The 19,823-nt window shown below is 68.9% G+C and carries 19 protein-coding genes and 1 riboswitch; of the genes, 7 read left to right on the top strand and 12 right to left on the bottom strand.

Annotated elements, in window-relative coordinates; genetic code table 11:
• The first annotated feature begins 65 nt into the window (after positions 1-65).
• The gene (locus tag ACIBJF_RS13015) at positions 66-359 is read left to right on the top strand and encodes a hypothetical protein (protein ID WP_351798243.1); all 294 of its coding nucleotides are present in this window, start codon (positions 66-68) and stop codon (positions 357-359) included.
• A gap of 35 nt (positions 360-394) precedes the next feature.
• Here ACIBJF_RS13015 and ACIBJF_RS13010 read toward each other — a convergent pair whose 3' ends face one another.
• The 3 genes from ACIBJF_RS13010 to ACIBJF_RS13000 are packed head-to-tail and all read right to left on the bottom strand — an operon-like array spanning position 395 to position 3,656.
• Entirely contained in the window at positions 395-1,462 is a 1,068-nt protein-coding gene (locus ACIBJF_RS13010) for a prenyltransferase (protein WP_399173758.1), read from the bottom strand.
• Positions 1,459-2,205: a class I SAM-dependent methyltransferase gene (locus ACIBJF_RS13005; RefSeq protein ID WP_399173757.1), complete on the bottom strand. Its 747-nt coding sequence runs from the start codon at positions 2,203-2,205 to the stop codon at positions 1,459-1,461. Before ACIBJF_RS13005 ends, ACIBJF_RS13010 begins: the two co-directional genes overlap by 4 nt.
• Positions 2,199-3,656 carry a glycosyltransferase family 4 protein gene (locus ACIBJF_RS13000; RefSeq protein ID WP_399173756.1) on the bottom strand — a complete coding sequence of 486 codons (1,458 nt, stop codon included), beginning with the start codon at positions 3,654-3,656 and terminating at the stop codon, positions 2,199-2,201. Before ACIBJF_RS13000 ends, ACIBJF_RS13005 begins: the two co-directional genes overlap by 7 nt.
• A 220-nt stretch (positions 3,657-3,876) precedes the next feature.
• Here ACIBJF_RS13000 and ACIBJF_RS12995 point away from each other — a divergent pair, with 220 nt between their 5' ends.
• Positions 3,877-4,497 (top strand): TetR family transcriptional regulator, encoded by a 621-nt coding sequence (locus ACIBJF_RS12995; protein WP_399173755.1) that lies wholly within the window; start codon positions 3,877-3,879, stop codon positions 4,495-4,497.
• A 3-nt stretch (positions 4,498-4,500) separates the two neighbouring features.
• Here ACIBJF_RS12995 and ACIBJF_RS12990 read toward each other — a convergent pair whose 3' ends face one another.
• The 6 genes from ACIBJF_RS12990 to ACIBJF_RS12965 form a co-directional block, all read right to left on the bottom strand.
• Positions 4,501-5,364 carry a tetratricopeptide repeat protein gene (locus ACIBJF_RS12990; protein ID WP_399173754.1) on the bottom strand — a complete coding sequence of 288 codons (864 nt, stop codon included), beginning with the start codon at positions 5,362-5,364 and terminating at the stop codon, positions 4,501-4,503.
• A 63-nt stretch (positions 5,365-5,427) separates the two neighbouring features.
• A complete protein-coding gene (locus tag ACIBJF_RS12985) occupies positions 5,428-5,661 on the bottom strand; it encodes a ferredoxin (protein WP_399173753.1) in 234 nt (77 codons plus the stop codon).
• A 3-nt stretch (positions 5,662-5,664) separates the two neighbouring features.
• Positions 5,665-7,116, bottom strand: coding sequence for an aldehyde dehydrogenase (locus tag ACIBJF_RS12980; RefSeq protein ID WP_399173752.1), 1,452 nt, complete (start codon positions 7,114-7,116; stop codon positions 5,665-5,667).
• A 217-nt stretch (positions 7,117-7,333) separates the two neighbouring features.
• Positions 7,334-7,837, bottom strand: coding sequence for a DinB family protein (locus ACIBJF_RS12975; RefSeq protein ID WP_399173751.1), 504 nt, complete (start codon positions 7,835-7,837; stop codon positions 7,334-7,336).
• Between the two features lie 226 nt (positions 7,838-8,063).
• Positions 8,064-8,822, bottom strand: a complete 759-nt coding sequence (locus tag ACIBJF_RS12970) for a DUF899 family protein (protein WP_399173750.1) — start codon at positions 8,820-8,822, stop codon at positions 8,064-8,066.
• A 434-nt stretch (positions 8,823-9,256) separates the two neighbouring features.
• On the bottom strand, positions 9,257-9,880 hold the full coding sequence (locus tag ACIBJF_RS12965) for a tyrosine-type recombinase/integrase (RefSeq protein WP_399173749.1): 624 nt from the start codon (positions 9,878-9,880) through the stop codon (positions 9,257-9,259).
• Positions 9,881-11,637: 1,757 nt separating this feature from the next.
• Between ACIBJF_RS12965 and ACIBJF_RS12960 the strand changes: the two genes are divergently transcribed.
• Both ACIBJF_RS12960 and ACIBJF_RS12955 read left to right on the top strand, forming a co-directional pair.
• Entirely contained in the window at positions 11,638-11,940 is a 303-nt protein-coding gene (locus ACIBJF_RS12960; protein WP_399173748.1) for an immunity 53 family protein, read from the top strand.
• A 234-nt stretch (positions 11,941-12,174) separates the two neighbouring features.
• Complete coding sequence (locus ACIBJF_RS12955) at positions 12,175-12,939, top strand: hypothetical protein (RefSeq protein WP_399173746.1); 765 nt, start codon at positions 12,175-12,177, stop codon at positions 12,937-12,939.
• Positions 12,940-13,282: 343 nt separating this feature from the next.
• Here ACIBJF_RS12955 and ACIBJF_RS12950 read toward each other — a convergent pair whose 3' ends face one another.
• Positions 13,283-13,489, bottom strand: a complete 207-nt coding sequence (locus ACIBJF_RS12950; protein WP_399173744.1) for a hypothetical protein — start codon at positions 13,487-13,489, stop codon at positions 13,283-13,285.
• Between the two features lie 384 nt (positions 13,490-13,873).
• Positions 13,874-14,410: a hypothetical protein gene (locus ACIBJF_RS12945; protein WP_399173743.1), complete on the bottom strand. Its 537-nt coding sequence runs from the start codon at positions 14,408-14,410 to the stop codon at positions 13,874-13,876.
• Positions 14,411-14,821: 411 nt separating this feature from the next.
• On the opposite strand from ACIBJF_RS12945, the gene ACIBJF_RS12940 reads away from it, so the two are divergent.
• A complete protein-coding gene (locus ACIBJF_RS12940; protein WP_399173741.1) occupies positions 14,822-15,220 on the top strand; it encodes a hypothetical protein in 399 nt (132 codons plus the stop codon).
• 522 nt (positions 15,221-15,742) lie between these two features.
• Here the strand turns inward: ACIBJF_RS12940 and ACIBJF_RS12935 are convergent.
• A complete protein-coding gene (locus ACIBJF_RS12935; RefSeq protein ID WP_399173740.1) occupies positions 15,743-17,557 on the bottom strand; it encodes a hypothetical protein in 1,815 nt (604 codons plus the stop codon).
• Positions 17,558-18,038: 481 nt separating this feature from the next.
• Between ACIBJF_RS12935 and ACIBJF_RS12930 the strand changes: the two genes are divergently transcribed.
• Both ACIBJF_RS12930 and ACIBJF_RS12925 read left to right on the top strand, forming a co-directional pair.
• Complete coding sequence (locus ACIBJF_RS12930) at positions 18,039-19,061, top strand: MBL fold metallo-hydrolase (RefSeq protein WP_399173739.1); 1,023 nt, start codon at positions 18,039-18,041, stop codon at positions 19,059-19,061.
• A 41-nt stretch (positions 19,062-19,102) separates the two neighbouring features.
• Complete coding sequence (locus ACIBJF_RS12925) at positions 19,103-19,555, top strand: nuclear transport factor 2 family protein (RefSeq protein WP_399173738.1); 453 nt, start codon at positions 19,103-19,105, stop codon at positions 19,553-19,555.
• Between the two features lie 137 nt (positions 19,556-19,692).
• A riboswitch (cobalamin riboswitch) is annotated at positions 19,693-19,763 on the top strand.
• Positions 19,764-19,823 lie beyond the last annotated feature (60 nt).

Here is a 19,823-nt window from a genome sequence, read left to right as displayed (position 1 = left end):
CCGAGTACGCCACTCGGCCGCCGCCGTCCGGGTTTCACCGCTCGCCGCCCGGCAATCCGGAAGGTATGTCCCCTCGATATCGCAACAGTGCGAATCAGGCCGGGACGGTCATCGCGGTCGTCGCCGATGTCATGGCGCTGATCCTCGGCCTGTGGATCCTCATGTACCTGCTGGACGCCAACCGCGCCAACAGCCTGGTCCAGTTCATCCACCACGCCGCCGCGTGGCTGGCCGGCTGGTCCCACGACCTGTTCACGTTCGACGAGGCGTGGGCGAGGGTCGTGGCCGGCTACGGCCTCGCGGCGGTGGTGTACCTGTTCGTCGGCCACGCCATCGCCAATCGCATACACCGGCACTGAAACGCCCCGTCAGGGCGCGGCACGCCGCGTATCGCCTAACAGCAGTCCGGATCGAGCCCCGTCGGCAGATGCTCCCCGCCGAAGACGGCGCACGTCGCCTCGTGGCCGCCCAGCGCCGCGACGGCGAGGAGCAGGGAGCCGGCCGTCCAGGTGGTCAGCTCGCGGGGCCAGATCGCGTCGTCCTCGAAGACGTAGCCCGTCCAGTACAGGCCGCTCACCGGATCGCGCAGGTGCTGGATGGACTGGAGGATCTCCAGGGCGCGGTCCGACTCCCCCACCGCCCACAGGGCCAGGGCGAGTTCGCTGGACTCGCCGCCGGTGACCCACGGGTTGGGGTCCACGCAGCGCACGCCGACGCCGGGTACGACGAAACGGTCCCAGGACTTCGCTATCCGGTCCTTGGCCTCCTCGCCGGTCAGCGCGCCGCCGAGGACCGGGTAGTACCAGTCCATCGAGTAGCGGTCCTTGTCGAGGAAGCGCTCGGGGTGCCGGCGGATCGCGTGCCGCAGTCCCCCGACCGCCAACTCCCAGTCCGGCTGCGGCTCTTCCCGCTGCTCGGCGATGGCGAGCGCGCAGCGCAGCGCGTGGTGGATCGAGGAACTGCCGGTCAGCAGGGCGTCCGCGGTGGGCGTGCCGTCGTCCTCGCGGCGCCAGCCGATCTGGCCGCCGGGCTGCTGCAGGGCGAGCACCCACTCCATGGCCGCGTAGACGCAGGGCCACATGCGGTCCAGGAACGTGTCGTCGCCGGTGGAGAGGTAGTGGTGCCACACGCCCACGGCTATGTAGGCGACGAAGTTCGACTCGCGGGCCCGGTCGGTGACGTCGTCGTGGGCGCCGTCGGCGTAGGCCGCGTGCCAGGAGCCGTCCTCGTTCTGGTGCCGGGCCAGCCACTCGTAGGCCCGCTCGGCGGCCTCGTGTTCGCCGGCCGCGTCCAGCGCCATCGCGGCCTCGGTGTGGTCCCACGGGTCCAGGTGATGCCCGCGGAACCACGGGATCGCGCCGTCCTCCCGCTGCACGGCGAGGATGCCGCGCACGGTCGCGGCGGCCTGCCCGGCGGTGAGGACCCCGGGCAGGACGAGGTGTTCTGTCCGGGGGGTGGTCACTCGGCGGCCGCCTCTTCGGCGAGGCGCGGCAGGTGCGGCTTGGTCGCGTAGACCACGAAGCTCTTGCCGATCAGCGGGTTCAGCGCCTGCTCGGCGACCCGCGTGGCGAGCGGCTTCTTCATGATGTCCCAGACCAGCAGCTTGTGGTACGCCCGCACCGGCAGCGCCTTGTCGTTGTCGACGCCGAACGCGCACTTCAGCCACCAGTACGGCGAGTGCAGCGCGTGCGCGTGATGGCTGCCGTACGGCTTCAGGCCCGCCTCGCGGATCTTCGCCAGGAGTTCGTCGGCCTTGTAGATGCGGATGTGGCCGCCCTCGACCTCGTGGTAGGCGTCGGACAGCGCCCAGCAGACCTTCTCCGGCCCGTAGCGCGGCACAGTGACAGCGAGACGGCCGCCCGGCTTGAGCACGCGGACCATCTCGGCGAGCACGCCCTTGTCGTCGGGGATGTGCTCCATCACCTCGGAGATGATGACCACGTCGAAGGACTCGTCCGGGAAGGGAAGGGCGAGCGCGTCGCCCTCCATGGCCGTGGCGGTGGCGCCCTCGGGTGCCTCCCCGGCCTCCTTCATCGCCGCGAACCACTTGGCGACCTCGCGGATCTCCTCGCCGTTCTGGTCCAGGGCCACGACCCGGGCGCCGCGCCGGTAGCACTCGAAGGCGTGCCGGCCGGCCCCGCAGCCGAGGTCCAGGACTCGGTCGCCCGGGGCGAGCGGGAACCGGGAGAAGTCGACGGTCAGCACGTGGCCCTGCTTTCGGAAGAGACAACACTTGCCGAGGCCGCGGAGGCGACGCTCGTCGGGGTCGCGGAGGCGACGCTCGGTGCGGTCGCGGAGCGGCCGGAAGTCCGGGGCGCGGAGCGGCTGACGCCCGCCGCGGTGCGGTGGGCGTCCGCGGAGCGGGCGATGGCCTCGCGGTAGTGGGCCACCGTGCCCTCCGCGGCGCGGGCCCAGGTGAACTTCCGCAGCACCCGCTCACGGCCGGCGCGGCCGAGCCGCACCCGGAGCTCGCGGTCCCCCAGCAGCCGGCCGAGCCCCGCGGCCAGCGCCCCCGCGTCGCCGGGCGGCACGGCCAGGCAGGTCTCGCCGTCGCGGCCGGCGACCTCGGGGATCGCGCCGCCGGTCGTGGCGACCAGCGGGGTGCCGGTGGCCATGGCCTCGGCGGCGGGCAGCGAGAAGCCCTCGTACAGCGAGGGCACGCAGGCGACCTCGGCCGAGCGGATCAGGTCGACCAGTTCGGCGTCGGAGATGCCCTTGACGAACTCGACGGCGCCTTCGAGGCCGTACCGCTCGATCGCCGCCGCGACCGGCCCCTCCTCGGGGCGCTTGCCGACGACGACGAGATGGGCGGCCGGGTGCTCGGTGCGCACCTTGGCCAGCGCCTCCACCAGGAACACCAGCCCCTTGAGCGGCACATCGGCGCTGGAGGTGGTGACGATCCGGCCCGGCACCTCGGGCACGGCCGGATTCGGCGCGAACAGATCGGTGTCGGCGCCGATGTGGACCACGTGCACGCGGTCGTCGCGGACGCCGAGGTGGTCCACGATCTCCTGCCGGGAGGTCCCCGAGACGGTGAGGACCGAGGGCAGCCGGCGCGAGACGCGCTTCTGCATCCGGGTGAAGGCGTACCAGCGGCGCACCGAGTAGCGGCGCTGCCAGCCCTCGGCCGCGTCCAGCTCCAGCTGCCGGTCGACGGTGATGGGGTGGTGGATGGTGGTCACCAGGGGCGCGCCGATGTCGCCGAGCAGCCCGTAGCCGAGGGTCTGGTTGTCGTGGACGACGTCGAACTCGCCGCGCCGGGCGCGCAGATGGCGGCGCGCGCGCAGGGAGAAGGTCAGCGGCTCCGGAAAGCCGCCGGTCCACATCGTCGCGACTTCCAGGGCGTCGATCCAGTCCCGGTACTCGTCCCGCCCCGGGGTGCGGAAGGGGTCGGGCTGGCGGTAGAGGTCGAGGCTGGGCAGCTCGGTCAGCGTGAGTCCGGGACACCCCTCGTCGAGCACGGGGTACGGCTGCGAGCCGATGACCTCGACCCGGTGCCCGAGCCGGGCCAGCTCCCGCGAGAGATGCCGTACGTAGACGCCCTGGCCGCCGCAGAACGGGTTCCCTTTATAGGTGAGGAGCGCGATGTCGAGCGGTCGCTCGCCGTCGGTGGCAGGGCCTTGATCGACGCCCGCCACACGGGCCTCAGCGGTCACTCCGTGCCCCCTTCTGCCTGCGCTGTCCCGCGAGACTACGTCGGGACGCTAATCTAGAACAAGTTTCAGACTTGATCGTTCAAGAGGCTCTGAATCTACCGGCAGGTAAGGGCGCTGTGAGCAGTGGATCAGGTGATTCGCGCCACGGCGCGTCGCCCTGCCATGCTGTCTGATCACGTGCCCCACAGACGCCTTCACCGACTGTCACGGAACGGGACCCATGCCTGCGGAAGCCAGTGTTTCGAGGCCCCCCTCGCCGCCGCTCACCGAGCGCCAGGAGGCCCGCCGTCGCCGGATCCTGCACGCGAGCGCCCAGCTGGCCAGCCGGGGCGGTTTCGACGCCGTGCAGATGCGCGAGGTCGCCGAGTCCTCCCAGGTAGCCCTCGGCACCCTGTACCGCTACTTCCCCTCCAAGGTCCACCTGCTGGTGGCGACGATGCAGGACCAGCTGGAGCACATGCACGGCACCCTGCGGAAGAAGCCGCCGGCCGGTGACACGGCCGCCGAGCGGGTCGCCGAGACCCTCATGCGGGCCTTCCGCGCCCTGCAGCGCGAGCCGCACCTGGCCGACGCGATGGTCCGCGCCCTGACCTTCGCCGACCGCAGTGTCTCGCCGGAGGTCGACCAGGTCTCGCGCCAGACGACCCTGATCATCCTGGACGCGATGGGCCTGGAGAACCCCACCCCCGAGCAGCTCTCGGCGGTCCGCGTCATCGAGCACACCTGGCACTCCGCCCTGATCACCTGGCTCTCCGGCCGCGCCTCCATCGCCCAGGTGAAGATCGACATCGAGACGGTGTGCCGCCTGATCGACCTGACGGAGCCGGGCGGGCGCGCCTGACCCTCAGCCGGCCGGGGCCAGAGCGCTCCAGCCGCGCGCCGAAGGAGCCTGAGCGGCCCACAGGTCCAGCAGCCGCCGGGCCTCCTCCTGCGGCGCCGCCAGGGAGACCCGCTGGACGCCCCCGTGGGTGTCGCGTTCGCGTTCCAGCGTGCCCTCGCTGCAGCAGGCGCACAGCAGCTCGAAGCTGCTGTGCGGCTCGGCCCCGTAGTCCCGGGCCACGAAGACGTCGATCAGGGCTTCGACGTCGGCGGCCTCGGCGGCGTTCACCGTCACGGTGAGCGTCGGCAGGTCGGAGGCCTCGAAGAGGAGGAGTTCGTCGAAGACGGGGTACTCGCGGCCGTCCACCACCCGGCGGCCCTTCGGCTCGCCGTCGTGGACGACGATCTCGCCGAAGCGGCGGCCGGCGGTCCCCGGTACGTTCATGACCCGGCCGCGCGTCGGGCACAGCCGCTCGATCCAGACGACCTCCCTCTCCCCGCCCGTGTCGAGACGGACGCACGCCTGCCCGAACCGGCCGTCGATCTCGCCCTCGCCGTCCGGGAGCCGGATGCCGAAGCCGGTCCACGCCTCCCGGGCCGTCGCCCAGTCGCGCTGGATGGTGGCCGCGATGCCGAGGTTCCAGTACGCCGGGTCGCCCTCACCGCGCGGTGCGCGGGCGGCGGCCTCGCGGCCCAGCTCGTACGCCTTGGCCCAGTTGCGCAGGAACTTGTGGGCGAGCGCGGCGTCGTACCACCACACCGCGCTCGGGTTCTCGTCCGGATAGTGCGCGAGCACGCGCTCGTAGAGGTCGGCGGCCCGCAGCCACTCCTCGGCCTGCCACTCCTCGCGCGCCCGCCTGATCAGCTCGACCGCCTCGGACCTGTCCACGCTTCCCCGCCCCTGCTCGTTCCGTTCACGACCGCAGGAGGGTAACCCGGGGCACGGACACGCCTACTCCTCCGGCGGGAACACCGCCTCCCCACTGCCCAGCAGCGTGATCGCGATCGCCTCCACCGGGCAGCCCTCGGCCGCCTCCAGGACGGGCCCGGCGGCGTCGGTGTCCGGGTCCACCGGGTGGGACTGGCGGGCGGAGTCGAGACGGAAGGAGTGCGGGGCGTGGTGGAGGCACTGGGCCGAGCCGATGCACAGCGACCGGTCGACCTCGACGTGCCAGCGGTCGCCCATGGCCTACGCCCCCGCCGGCAGGTGGATCATCTTGTGCTCCAGATAGGCGCCGTACCCCTCGGGGCCGAACTCCCGCCCCAGCCCGGAGTTCTTGTAGCCGCCGAACGGGCCCAGCATGTCCAGGCTGAAGGTGTTGACCGAGTAGGTGCCGGTGCGGACCTGCCTCGCCACGTCGATGCCGTGCTCGACGTCGGCCGTCCACACGCTGCCGGACAGGCCGTAGTCCGAGTCGTTGGCGATCTTCACGGCCTCGGTCTCGTCGCCGTACGGGAGCAGGCAGATGACCGGGCCGAAGATCTCCTCGCGGGCGATCCGCATGGAGTTGTCCACGTCTCCGAAGAGGGTCGGCTCGACGTACCAGCCCTTCTCCAGCCCCGCCGGCCGGCCGCCGCCGGTGAGGATCTTGGCGCCTTCCTCCTGGCCGATCCGGATGTAGTCGAGGTTGCGCTGCTGCTGGCGGCGGGCGACCAGCGGGCCGACCTGGGTCGCCGGGTCCAGCGGGTCGCCGACCCGCAGCGCGCCGGCCGCCGCCGCGAAGGCGTCGGCGAACTCGTCGTAGCGGGCGCGCGGGACGAGGATGCGGGTCTGGGCCACGCACGCCTGCCCGTTGTTCATCCAGGCCGCCGGGACGATGCCCGACACGGCCGCCTGGAGATCCGCGTCCGGCAGCACCAGCGCCGCCGACTTCCCGCCCAGCTCCAGCGTGACCCGGCTGAGGTTGCGGGCGGCGACCTCCATCACGCGCTTGCCGGCCGCGACCGAGCCGGTGAAGGAGATCTTGTCGACGCCGGGGTGGCCGACCAGGTACTCGCTGACCTCGCGGTCGGCGGGGAGGATGGAGAGCACGCCCTCGGGCAGGCCGGCCTCCCGCGCGATCTCCCCCAGGAGGTAGGCGTCGAGCGGGGACTCCGGGGACGGCTTCAGTACGACCGTGCAGCCGGCCAGCAGCGCGGGCGCGAGCTTGGCGGCGGCGACGAACTGCGGGACGTTCCAGGGGACCACGGCCGCGACCACACCGACCGGTTCGCGGCGGACGAGGATCGGTCCGAGGATCCCGTCCCGGCGCTCCTCGTACGTGTGGTCCCGCGCGACCCTGATCGCGGCGTCCCACACCATCATCGCGCCGAGCGACTGGGCGAGGACGCTCCAGGAGTACGGGGAGCCGTTCTGGGCGGAGATCACCCGGGCGATCTCCTCGTGCCGGGCCGCGATGCCGTCCTTGATGCGGGTGACGACCTCGATCCGCTCCTCCAGTGTCGCCCGCGGCCACGGCCCCTCGTCGAAGGCGCGGCGCGCGACGGCCACGGCCCGGTCCACGTCCTGCCGGGAGGCGTGCGGCACCCGGCCGATGACCTCCTCGGTGTGCGGGGAGACCACCTCGATGACATCCTCGCCCAGGGACTCGGTCAACGCCCCGCCTATGAACAGCTGTCCGTGTTCCACGAGCTCGGTCATGGCCGACTACCTCCCACCGCACCGCACGTTTCTGACGCTGTTTCAGAACTGATATCAGTTCTAGTTAAAGTAGTCCACGGACAGGACAAGAATGCCCCTGACCAGCGGTTTCCCGGTGATCAGGGGCGGGTGCGGAACGCGTGGGCCGTCAGAGGGCCGTAAAAGGGTTGATCCACCTCGGACGCATCGGCCTTGACCCTGTTGCGCCGCTGTTGGTCTAGGTGTTCACCAGCCACTGACGCCCGTCGATGAGTTCGCGAACCGCATCAAGGTGGCCGGCGTGGCACGCGGTCTCAGTGATCACATGGAGCAGGACATCCCGAAGATTGTGCAGGCGCCACTCACCCTCCGGAAAGGGCCACCAGACCAAGTCGGCATCTGCAGATGAGGCGGCGATGACGGCATCCGCTAGGGACGCCTCATGGCGATAGTGGTCAAGGACATCGGCGGCCGACAGCCCCGAAGCCACCTGCCATGCGCTGTCTTGGCTGCTCACCAGGTCGATGACCACCGGATCCCCAGCCACAACGGCACGGAAGTACAAACGCTCCACCGACAGCGTGAGGTGCTGCACCATCCCCAGGCAACTCCACCCAGAGGGCAGTACTGGGCGCCGCAGCACCTCCTCGCTGAGCCCTTCCACTGCCCCCAACACGTGGTCTCGCTGCACCTGCAAGACACTCAGCAGCGCCGTGATCTCAGCGTCCACCACCACGGTCACTTCGCCACCTCCCGGATGTCACACTGCTTGATTGCTGCCAGGCACTCGATGGCGGCAGCGAGCGCGGTGATGCCACCCGCGCCTGCGTACTCGCTCGTGCAGTTCATGTGCTGCTTCCTCTCCCGAAGGGCCACCTGTGTACAGAGTTGGAAACGCTTTGAGCTGGGACTTCACTGGCCCGGACGGGGCCTCGACCGTGCAGCCGGGACCGCCGTCGGGTTCCCGTTCAGGAGCAGCAGCCTGAGCCGTCCGTGATGGGCTGTCCGCTGTGGAGGTCGTCGTCGTGGCCTGCGGTGATCCGTGCCCATTGCGCGGTCGGCCGTCCGTCCTTGCGGAACTGCTGACCGAGGGTTTCGTACGGCTGCGGCCAGCCTGGCGGGGAGTCCTCCCAGGTTTCCTGCCGTCCGTGGACGGTCATGTCGAGGATGCCGTAGGAGGGCGCCATGGGTTCGACGCCGCGGCCGGTGGTCCAGTACGTCTCGTAGACGCGTTCTCCGTCGCGGAGGTAGCTCGCTTTCATTCCGAAGTGGCGGCCGGCGAGGAGCGGTTCGCGCGACTCGGCGGGTACGGAGTACCAGGGCATGTCCCAGCCCATGAAGCGGCGGTAGCGTTCGGACTCGTCGAACGGGCCCTGGCAGAAGACGGCGAAGGTGACGTCCCGCTGGTGCAGATAGGACAGTTCGCGGACCTGCCCGGTGAAGAAGGTGCAACCCTCACACTGGTCGGCTGCGGGGCGGCCGCCGTGCCACATGTGATACGAGACGAACAGTTGGGTGCGGCCGTCGAAGACGTCGATCAGGGAGACCTCTCCATTGCCTCCGACGAGCGGAGTTGACGGGTCCACCTCCGTCATGGGCAGCCGTCGCCGCGCGGCGGCGATCGCATCGCCCTCCCGGGTGTGCGCCTTCTCCCGGGCGCGCAGGGTGTCGACGGCGGTCAGCCACTCCCGGCGGGAGGCGACCGGTGGTCTGTTCACAGCAGTCATGCCCGTACTGACCCGACCGCGCACAAGAACTCATCGGTGGAGCCCGAGGCAGGCCCTGCTGACCACGACCTCGCCGGAGTACACGGTCCTGGCGATGGAGAGGGCCCGTTGGCCGTGCGCAACGTCGGCTTGGCCTGCGGTCTGACGCCGGCCGCCGACAATCCCGATACAGACTTGACCGAGGGCGACGTGCAGTGCTCAGAAACCCGACCGGAGACACCCCGTCCGGACGGGAGGCGACTACGGACTGATCAACGTCGACAACCAGCGACAGTTGGTGCGCACATCAGCGCAGGTCAGCTGAACAATCCACAGCATCAGTCGACTTGGGCATCCATTGAAACCAGTTCTTAAAGTAGTCCACGGCCAGGACGAGAATGCCCCTGACCAGCGGTTTCCCGATGATCAGGGGCGGGTGCGGAACGCGTGGGCCGTCAGGGGGCCGTCGGGGGCTTACGGGCCGCCCGGTACATCTCGTCGACGGCCTTCCGCGTACGCGTCTCGCTGCTCGGCATGAGATGGGTGTAGGTGCGGAGCGTGAACCCGGCGTCGGCATGGCCAAGGTAGGCGCTCAGGGCCTTGATGCTCTCTCCGGAGTCGAGGAGCACTGAGGCGTAGAAGTGCCGTAGCGCGTGCATGCCGTCTTCGCGGGCTTCCTTGTACCGCTCCCCCGGCCCGGGCTTGGGGATCACTCCCGCCGCGGCGAGCGCAGGTTTCCAGGCGTGCGTGTTGAAAGCGTTGCGCCAGACCGCTCCGCCCTCAGCACCCGTGAAGTACAAGAGCCTGGTCACCGGCTCTCCGTCGGGTCGCATCCAGGGCAGCGTGACTTCGGCCGGCGGGAAGGCCGTCATGTGCTCGGCGAGCGCGAGGGCGACCGAGTCCGGCAGCGGCACGTCACGGAGCTTGCCGTTCTTCGGCGGAGCGAAGACCAGCTTTTGTTCCACGACCTTGACCTGCTGAGTGACGTGCAGAACGCCGGACAGCGGTTCCACCTCGTCGACGGCCAACCCGAAGATCTCCCCTTGCCGAAGTCCGCATCCGGCCCCGACGTCGACCATGGCCCGGAATCGGTCAGGCAGCCCCCGCCGCACGGAGAACACACGCTCTGCGGACCACGGCGCAACACGACCAGGGGCGGGCTTCGGGCGGCGGACCGAGCGCACCCCACAGGGATTGCGCGCGAGGCGACCGTCATCAACTGCGGCAGCGAGTACCGCCGATACGTTCCCGAAGATCACACGGCGGGACGATGTAGCGCTTCCTGTGTCCTCCAACTCCCGGATCCAGGCTCGGATGTCGGACGGCTGGAGCGAGGAGAGCGGACGATTTCCAAGCACCCGTCGTCGCTTCGCTCCTCCGGGCGGGCGCGGGCGGCCGACGGCGCCCGCGCTCAAGTCTCCGCCCCGCTCGGCACCGCCGGCCGCCCGCTCCCGCCCAAGAGACAGGCACGCAGTGCATGAGGTCAGAGCACGTCGTGGCTGGGGCGGTCGGCTCCACGACTTTAGCCAGCCACTTTGGCGCGAGCCTCGAAGATCATGGCCCCACATCGGGCACTAACGGGCAGGCCCACAAGCCTGCCCGATCCGCGGGCCAGCGTAAGGGGCCATGATCACTCGCGCCAAAGCAGCTCCCGGCCAAAGTCGCTACGCCGACCTTGCGCTGTTTGTTCTGCGTCCGCCACTTGAAGGGCCGTACCATCCCGCGCTGAGCTGCAGCATCTACATTCGCTTCTGACCTGCGCCGAAGATCGCACCCACTCCCCAGGACGCAACCTTCCCCCACCCCAAGGGCCGTGACATGATCCGCTCGTGCGGCTTGGAGCCGCGCCGACGATCTTCCGGGGAGAGGCGTTCGTCATGGGCGTTTATGGCTGGGCCGCTCTCGGAGCTGTCTTGGCGATCACTCTGGTACCAGGCGGAGCTGCAGTCTTCCGCCGCTGGCTGCTCCCTCGGCTCAGGGGCCGTGTCGAGTCACCCCGAATCTGGGGGCTCGGCGTCATCCTGATGGGGCTTGGGTTGTCGGTCGAGCTTCTCGACGCATATCGGCACGATGACATGTTTCGCAACATCGCAGGATTGACGGGCCTCTGCATCCTGATATGCGGCTTTTGCCTTGAAAAGTGGGCGCGGGTGTCCGGTCGACTCAGCCAGTCATAGGCGTGCCGAGACAGCGCCAAAAAGCCGCAGACGGGTCACCCGGCTCCTGCTGACGGCAGTCTTCCAAACTGGTGCTCTAGGCACCGCCAGGCCACAGACCAAAGCCGTTCCGCCCGTGTAGTAGCCTCCCCATGGAGGGGTGCCATGTCCGCGTGGATCATGTTGGGTTCCGGCTGCGTTTTCGTAGTTCTGGGCGTGTTGACTTTGAATGGCCGGGGAACCGCGGCGTATGCGCCGTCGCCTAGGGCTGGTTGGGGTTGGATAGCGATGGCTGGCGGCCCCGTCCTGGACGGAGGACCCAAACTCCTCGGCTTCCCTTCCGGAGCAGCGATGGTGCTTTCCACCGTAGCTCTGGGGCTCGCCGTGCTTGGTGCGGTGCTTCTGGTCTGGGGCGGAGCGTTCGGCAAGGCTCGTCGTGCTGGCAACGGCGACTGAGTGGCGCCCTACTCCCTATCTAAGGTGACCGTCAAGTGGGCCACTGATGTCTGACACCAGCGGCTGACACCAACAGCGGCGGACGAAGGCGGATCAGGGCGAACCCTAGCGATCACTCTCACGCCGCATAGCGGCCAAGATCCAGTGCCTAGAGCTCGCGATGATCGACCTGATAAAGATGAGGCCGCGGATTCAGGCCACAGCCGTCTATAGGATCAGCGGATATGAACGACTCGGACAGCGTTCTCAGCTGGCTGCAGGGGTGGTACGCCGAGCAGTGCGACGGCGATTGGGAGCACGAATGGGGTGTCAAGATCGCGACGCTCGACAACCCTGGGTGGACCGTCACGATTGATCTTGAGGACACTTCGCTCGAAGAGTGCGAGTACCCCAAGCAGACCATCACGCGTGGTCCCAATGACTGGATCTTCGCGCGAGTGGTAGACCATCAATTCGACGGCGCCTGCGGTCCCGGCAACTTGACCGAGCTCCTGACTATGTTCCGGTCGTGGGCCGAAGAGCGCTAGCTGTACAGCAGCGAAGTACAGCAACCACAGCAACCGGCCGTGTACAGCAGAGCCCGGAGGAGACCGGAAGTTGACCGGTCTGACCGTCGATAACCGATCCACATAGAGCTACGGATCAGAAGGGCACACGGCTGGCGGTATCACGGTCGCCAGCCGCTGTCACGCCGGATGGGTGGTAGTAACGGTCGTCCAGGGGCCGAGCCTGCCCCTTACGAGCACTGTCATACTCCCCGCGTGACCCTCGACCAGGAGTTTGCCGAGCCGATCGATCCCGCGGAAGTACTGGCCGCGACGCACTGGGGTGCCTTGCAGCATGCTTATGGGCCGGCCGACGACGTCCCCGAGATGCTGATCGGGCTCACCGGCGTGGATGAGGGCGTACGGTCTCGGGCGCTGGACGACTTGCATCACGTGGTTCACCACCAGAACACCCTGTATACCGCTACGGCCCCGGCCGCCCTGTACGTGGCGGGGATTCTCAGCGATGAGCGCTCACTCCGGTCCGTCCAGAAGAACCCTCGCAGCTTTCCCGGGCCGCTGCGTGCCGAGATGCTGGGATGGCTTGACTCCGTGGCGAATGAGGCAGACGACGAAGCCGCAGCGATCAGTCGCCGATTCGGCTTCCCTCCAGAGGACTACCCGCCGTTCGTCGAGATCTGCCGCATTCGACCGCGGCTCTTCCGTGCCACGTCCGCGTTTCTCGACGACCCTGACATCCACGTGCGCGAGGCAGCCGTCTCCACCTGCATCCCGTTGCTGGACGACCCCCGCCTGCTCCACCACCGATTCGCCTTGGCGCCTCTCTTGCGGGACGTGCTCGCTGCAAGCGCGCTCTGGCAGTATCGCGAGCGGTCGATCGAGGCCCTGACGACCTGGGGTGAGAACACCGCCGGGCTGGAGGTCCGACACGAGCGGTACTCATTCTGCGACTCGGAGCTCAAGCCCTCACCGTGGACCGACGAGCCGTGGAACGGTTACGACACCGATCCCCCTTTCTGATGCAGCCACGCTGCCGACAGAGACCGTCTCAGTTTCCGTCTCATTCAGCGACGGCCAAGACCGTTCAGGCGGGTCCAGCCCTCGGCTCGTGATGAGCGCCCGGACGGACATGAACGCAGGTGAATGCCCCGGCACGGCCCCTGGCGGGCCGCCAACAGACTTGGAAAGCGTGCACCTGGTGACACCAACGGCTGACACCAACATCGGCGAACGCGGCCGGACGAGAGCAGCCCCAGCGGTCGACGGGGCGGCGTCAGGCTGGGAGCTTTCCAGTCTTCACGGGGGCTGTGATCGACCTGGTAAGGAAGCGGACCAAGTACAAAGCGTCCGCGTACAGCCCGGATCAGTCTTCGGCGTCGTGGAAGTAGACCGTAAGACTCGGCCAATCGCCGCCCGCAGTGATCTCCGTATGCATGACGAGATCCTGGACCTTGACCAAGCCAAGGCTTTCGATGGAGTCTGCGACTCTACGGAGCAGCGCAGGCACGTCATCCTGCCCGGTTCCCGCCGGGTTGGCCTGGGAGAAGTGTTTGATCGTCCACGATTCCATGTGCGCATGATCGCGCAAGCGCCGGCCCTCATGCTGTCCCGTCCAGGCAGACCATCCAGGGGAGCCGTACAGCGGCGAAGTACAGCAACCTCCGCGCCTCCGAACGACCGCCACCAGGCCCAAGCAGCCGACTGACGTGCCTGGCAGACCTCAGCGACCGCCCCGCCCATAGTTCGCATCGAGGAGGCTGTCGTGCCCCTTGCGTGCCCGATCGAGCGGGAAGCCACGGGGAACACCGGGCAGTCACGGTAGCCGGACACGAGAACGGCCCCCGACCAACCAACCAGGTCGGGGGCCATTCTCACTGCTCATCGCGCGGAGGCGGTGGGGTTTGAACCCACGGTGACATCGCTGCCACGACGGTTTTCAAGATCGGTCTTGCCGTCACTCGTACATGCCTTCCATGACCACTCCGTACTCGTGCTCTACTCGGCGAGCCCAGGCCATGCCGCCCTGTTCCGGCGGCAGCGGCTCGTCCCGTACGAAGGCTCCCAAACAGTCCAAGGCGTGATCACAAAGCGCGTTCAGGATGGTGACCGATCCTCCGAGCTGCGGCTCAGTGACATCGGACCACGCCAGGAACTCGGCGGCCTGGGTGAGCCGGAACTCGCGGTCGCGAATCCTTAGCAGGATCGGTTCCAGCTTGCTGACCTGGTTCTGGAGAGACTTCTCCCATCGCTGGATGCGCTGGTGCCCTTCGGCCTCACTCTCAGTCGGCCGCCCCCGCACATGTTGCTTGATCTGGAAGAACATCTGGATCGCTGAGTCTGCTGCAGCGTCCACCCGCTGCGACACCACGAGTTCGCGAGCTGCCTTAGCCTGATGCCTCTGTGCCGAGATCGAGGCCCAGATGGAGAGCCCACCGCCGAGCGCGGTGCCACCGAGTCCGAAGATTGCCCCGACCCATACCCCTGCATCCACCGCGCCATCATGCCGTTGGGACAAGCCCTCAGGGGGCTGATCCCGTTAACTGGCTTTTCCGTAGCTGAGCTTGGTCAAGCTCGGGACGAAGAGGTCGTGCCAGACGCGCGCCAGGTTATCCGGGGAACCACGGGGAACACCGGGGTATCCAGCGGCAGTTCACTAGGGCGCCAGGGCCCTTGATCGCAGGTCAGCAGGGCAACCCCGGCCAGAAGACACGAGCTTCCCAAGCTGAGCGCGCGAGCACCCCTACTCAGGCCGTCCTCGGGCAGGAGGCCTCGCCGACTGCGTCGGCTGATTGCGATCGTGTTCGTGCCACACCGACCATCCATGGCTGAGAGACATGAGTCGTCAACGGGAGGGGAACCGATGGGCATCCGACCAACTTCATTCAGTGCCTTTGGTTTTGGGGTGAACTGGGAGTTCACGAAGTCGGACAGGGACATCGCGCAGGGGGTGATGGACTTCCTGGCCGACAAACGTGTGTTGACGATCGGGTACGCGCGCCCACAAGCCGAGGCTGCTGCCTGCCTCGCGTCCGCCGCCGAGTGCCGCGCTCGCTTGTCCGAGTACCTAGACCAACTGAAGAAGCCGGGAGGTGACCTGCGCATCTGGCTACGTGCTATGCGTCAGGCATTCGTGGACTTCATCGAGGCTGGCGGTCTTCACGGCAGGCGCTTCGGTCCGGAGGCCTACGACGCGTTCAACGAGGCCTTGGCTCAACTGCGGAACCAGGTCCAGCAGCAGGCGGACGAGGTCTCCGGGCGATACAAGCTCACCGGCCTCAACCTCCCTGGGTCTGAGATGTAGTCCGCGGATTGATGACCTAGCTTGGACCGAGGCCGGCCGAAGCCGCCCCGAGAGGTCCCCGGCCGCCACGTGCCACAATCGTGCCAGATGCAGGGGTTAGCAGCGGTCAACAAGGGTGGCTAGCGGGTACATCCGTGCCCACTAGCGCGACCAGTGAAGCCGCAGGTCACCTGCCGTGCGGCCCACCCTCTCTCCTAAAGCGGGGCTCCGACAGCCGTCCCGCCGGGCGCGGCACCAGAGGCACTGCGCATCGAAGCACGGATCCCACACCACAGACGCCCGGTCCGGTCGCAGCTTCCGACACACCTCCGACACACTCCGGGTCGCAGACGCCCTCCGACACACGTCGCCGCGGGTCAGAGGGCTATGAGGGGCGATCTACGCTTTCACTCCGGAGCCGTTGCACAGCAGCGAAGTACGGCAGCCACCGCAAGGCCACGCGAGCTTCGGTTGCTTGGCGTCAGCCCCCGAGCGGCCGATATGACGGACCGCTGAGCGTGACAGGGTCGGAGCGGGGGTCGCTCATGTGCCTCTGGCGTCGTTTTTCGGCCGCAGGCCCGGCTCGCGGACCATCGCGGTGATCTCGGCGGCGGCACGCTCAGCACGGCCTGGGCGGCGCAGCCGTCGCTCCAACGGCGGGAAGCCGACACTGCCGACGGGGACGTCGTCGACATCGGTGCGGCAACGGGCGATCAGCTCACCTTCGGGGGTGTAGACAGCGCCGATGACATCCGCCCACGGGAGGTGGGCAGTACGCCACAGGCCGCGAACGTGCAGTCCATCGGAGTCGGCGGTGATCCGCCAGATCATCATCCGGAGGCAGACGCTCACCCAGTACAAACCACCTACCGACCAGAAGGGCAGCTGCCACCACGTAAGGGAACCCCTGAAGAGCGGCCCCAGCAGCATGATGGCCACGACGATCAACGCCGCTCCGACGGAGCGCGCCACCGGACCTGCCTGCCACCGGACCGGTCCGGTAGCAGGGGTCATCGCGGCGAGGGCGTCTTGGACGCGGGCCTCAGCGGCCCGGCGGTGTGCGGCCGTGCGTGCTGTGCCGGGACGGTATACCCCGGGCTTGCCCGTGCCGTCGGGCGAACCGCGCCATATCGGGGACGCGGTCCCCTCGACGAGCCACTGCCCGGACTCCGTTGCGCTCGCCAGAATCAACTCACCGCCCTCGCAAGGTGCACCGTAGAGCAGGGCTTGGCGCAGTGCCGTGCGGGTGCGGGTGTGGGGCTCGTAGCTCAGCACCGGGCGCAGGGTGGCGGTGTCGTCGGCGGCGAATATCTCCGTACGCCCCTGATCGTGACGGGTCAGGACCCGCAGTACCGGGACCGGGGCGCGGTGCAGCGCCACCGCCCGGCGGCGGGAGAGCAGGCCCGAGCCGAGCACGGTGACACCGAGCCCGGCAAGGACGAGTGCCAGCGCCTGGCGGCCGGTGCGGTCGCCGTAGGGCTCAGTGGCGAGCCTCATCCAATCGCCGTGCATCAGCACTGGCACGCTACTGCCGACCCGATAGCTGCCCTGCGCGTCGAACCTGTGTCGTGCTTTATCGGAGAGGCGGACGGTGACGGTGTAGTCGTCAGTGTTGTAGGCCACGACTCGGGCGTTCTCCGACATGGCCGTACGGGCCAGACGGTCGTCTGTCCGGTCGTCCACGACGACGGACGTGATCAGGACACCGGCCACCGCGCACAGGATCGCCCCAGCAATGCCGCGGACCAGGCCCCGACGCCAAGGGCGGACGTCGTCCGTCGCCGGGGCAGGCACCGTGATGCCGCCGGCCGCGTCGAGCACGAGCGAGCGTTGGCGGCCGCGCGCCCGCAGCCGCGCCACGACGGCCGCCCAGCCCCAGCACAGCGCCGCCACAACGACGGCGTCCGCGATCTTCTCGGTCGGCCCACCCAGCCAAATATCGGGATTGCTCATCCAGATCAGCAGCAACGGGGCGGACACGAGCGCGAGTTCCGGTAGCACAAACAGCCACACCAGGTGCGGCAGGAAGAGCATCGATCCGGCCGCATCAAGCCAGTCCGCCCCACAAGGCGCTGCCACCGTGCACATCGGGTCAGGCGAGAACATCACCGCCGCCATCACCACGGCCACCAGCAGCACCACAGCCGGTCCCACCGGCCGCGCCCACGCGGGCACCCGGACGTCCGCCCACCGCCTGGCATCGGCGGACACCCAGGGGCGAGCGGGGACATCCGCATACGGCACTGAACTCGTCATCACCCGCGCATTATGAGTCACGGCTGTGTGCCCCCCTGCGCCTAGGGCCACCCCGAGTAGCACGCCCGGTGGCGAGCGCCGATCGTTGCTGCCGTGGGCCAAGGCTCTGCGCATCGAAGCACGGATCCCGCACCCCAGACCCCCGTCGGGTCGTCTCACCCGACGATGTCAGACAGGGCTCCGTTTTGCAGTCCTGTTTCTGCACAGCACTCAGCGAGGCGTCGGGGAGATCACCGGAATTCTTTCCTCCGGTGAATACGCGGCTAAGTTGGCCGTGGCATGCAGACCTGCACCGGCTAACAAACAGGTCAAAGCCCCATGCAGGCGGAAGTAGCCGCCTCTCTTCTAAGCGCCGGCACAGGTGCTGTACAGCAGCCGAGTGCAGCAACCACCGCTCCTAGGGCTGGGCCGTCTCTGGGCCGTCCGACAGCGACCAACGTCGACAAGCAATGACAGGCGGCGGGCGCATCAGTGCAGGTCATCTCAACTCCTTGCCGCATCAGTCGACTTGGGCGATCTTTGAAACCAGTTCTAGTTATAGTGGGCCATGTCACGGGCCGGCGGGTGGAGGGGCGGAGGGGCGATGGCGGCGACGTTCGAGCACGGTGGGGGCGTACGGTCGGTGGCGGTTCCCATTCCGGACAATCCCCTCGGTCACACCCTGGTCTACGTCGTGCAGAGCGACCGCGGTCCGGTGCTGGTCGACACCGGGTGGGACGATCCGGCGTCCTGGGACACGCTCGTGGCGGGGCTGGCCGCGTGCGGTACGGCGGTGGCGGAGGTGTACGGCGTCGTCGTCACGCATCACCACCCGGACCACCACGGCCTGTCGGCGCGGGTGCGCGAGGCGTCCGGCGCCTGGGTGGCGATGCACGCCGCCGACACCGCGGTCGTACGGCGCACCCGGGAGGCCCGGCCGGAGCGCTGGTTCGGTTACATGCGCGCCAAACTCGCCGCCGCCGGCGCGCCCGAGGAACACCTGGCGCCGCTCCTCACCCCCCGCACCCTGCCCGGACTCTCCCCCGCCCTCCCGGACCGGGAGATCGTCCCCGGAGAGCTCCTCGACCTGCCCGGCCGCAGGCTGCGCGCGATCTGGACGCCGGGCCACACACCGGGCCACGTCTGCCTGCACCTGGAGGAGGAGCACCCCGACCGCCGGCTTCCGGGTCACGGGCGGCTGTTCAGCGGTGACCACCTCCTGCCCCGGATCACCCCGCACATCGGCCTGTACGAGGACCCGGACGACGCGACCGTCACCGACCCCCTCGGCGACTACCTCGACTCCCTGGAGCGGATCGGCCGTCTCGCCCCCGCCGAGGTCCTCCCTGCGCACCAGCACGCCTTCACCGACGCGCCGGGCCGGGTGCGGGAGTTGCTCGACCACCACGAGGAGCGCCTGGCCGGCCTGCTCGCGCTGCTCGCCGAGCCGCTCACGCCCTGGCAGCTCGCCGAGCGCATGGAGTGGAACCGCCCCTGGGCCGAGATCCCCTACGGCTCCCGGAACATCGCCGTCTCGGAGGCCGAGGCCCATGTGCGCCGCCTGGTGAAGCAGGGCCGGGCGGAGCCGGTGGCGGGGAGCGAGCCGGTGGCCTACGTGGCGGTCTAATCGGTTCGCCTCGTCTCGGGTGCCCCTGTTATGACAGCCCCATGGACCCCTTGCAGCGGCTTCTCGCCGAGCGCGCCTGTGAGCGCCTGATCGTCGACTTCGTCCACCACCTCGACCTCGGTGAACCGGCCTCGGTGGCCGAGCTGTTCACCGAGGACGGCACCTGGGAGTGGCCCCCGCCGGGGGACGGACGCCGGATCGAGGGCCGGGAGGCCCTGCGCGCGTACTTCGGCTCCCGGCCCGCCGACCGGCTCTCCCGTCGCCTGATGTCCAACGTGCTGGTCACGGTGACCGGCCCGGACACGGCGACCAGCACCGCGTACTTCACGACGTACCGCGTCGACGGACACCGGCCCGGCGGCCCCATCCCCTCCGGTCCGCCCGTCCAGGTGGGCCACTACGAGGACGCCTTCCGCCGGATCGACGGCGACTGGCTGATCACCTCCCGCACACTGCACCTGCCCTTCGGCGGCGACACCCCGCGGGTCGGCTAGGGGAGGGTGCGGCGGTACGCGAACCGGTGGGCCGTACCAGCCGTGACCCTGGTCACCGCGACCGCGTGGCCACAGCCACTGCTCAGGCCGCTGAAGGCTGCCGGTAAAGTGGCCGGGTCGTCATCACACCCGTACGGGGGGAAGCCGGTGTAATTCCGGCGCTGACCCGCAACCGTGAGCCGCCGTGAGGCGGTGAGCCGGAACGCCCCGGGCGGGACGTTGACCGGCTCGCGTGCGTCGGCGGTCCGTCGCGCACGGCACCGTCGAG

It is taken from the genome of Streptomyces sp. NPDC050743, from assembly GCF_044456925.1.
Lineage (GTDB): Bacteria > Actinomycetota > Actinomycetes > Streptomycetales > Streptomycetaceae > Streptomyces.
Note: the sequence above shows the minus strand (reverse complement) of the source record. Positions and strands in the feature narration are given on the sequence as shown.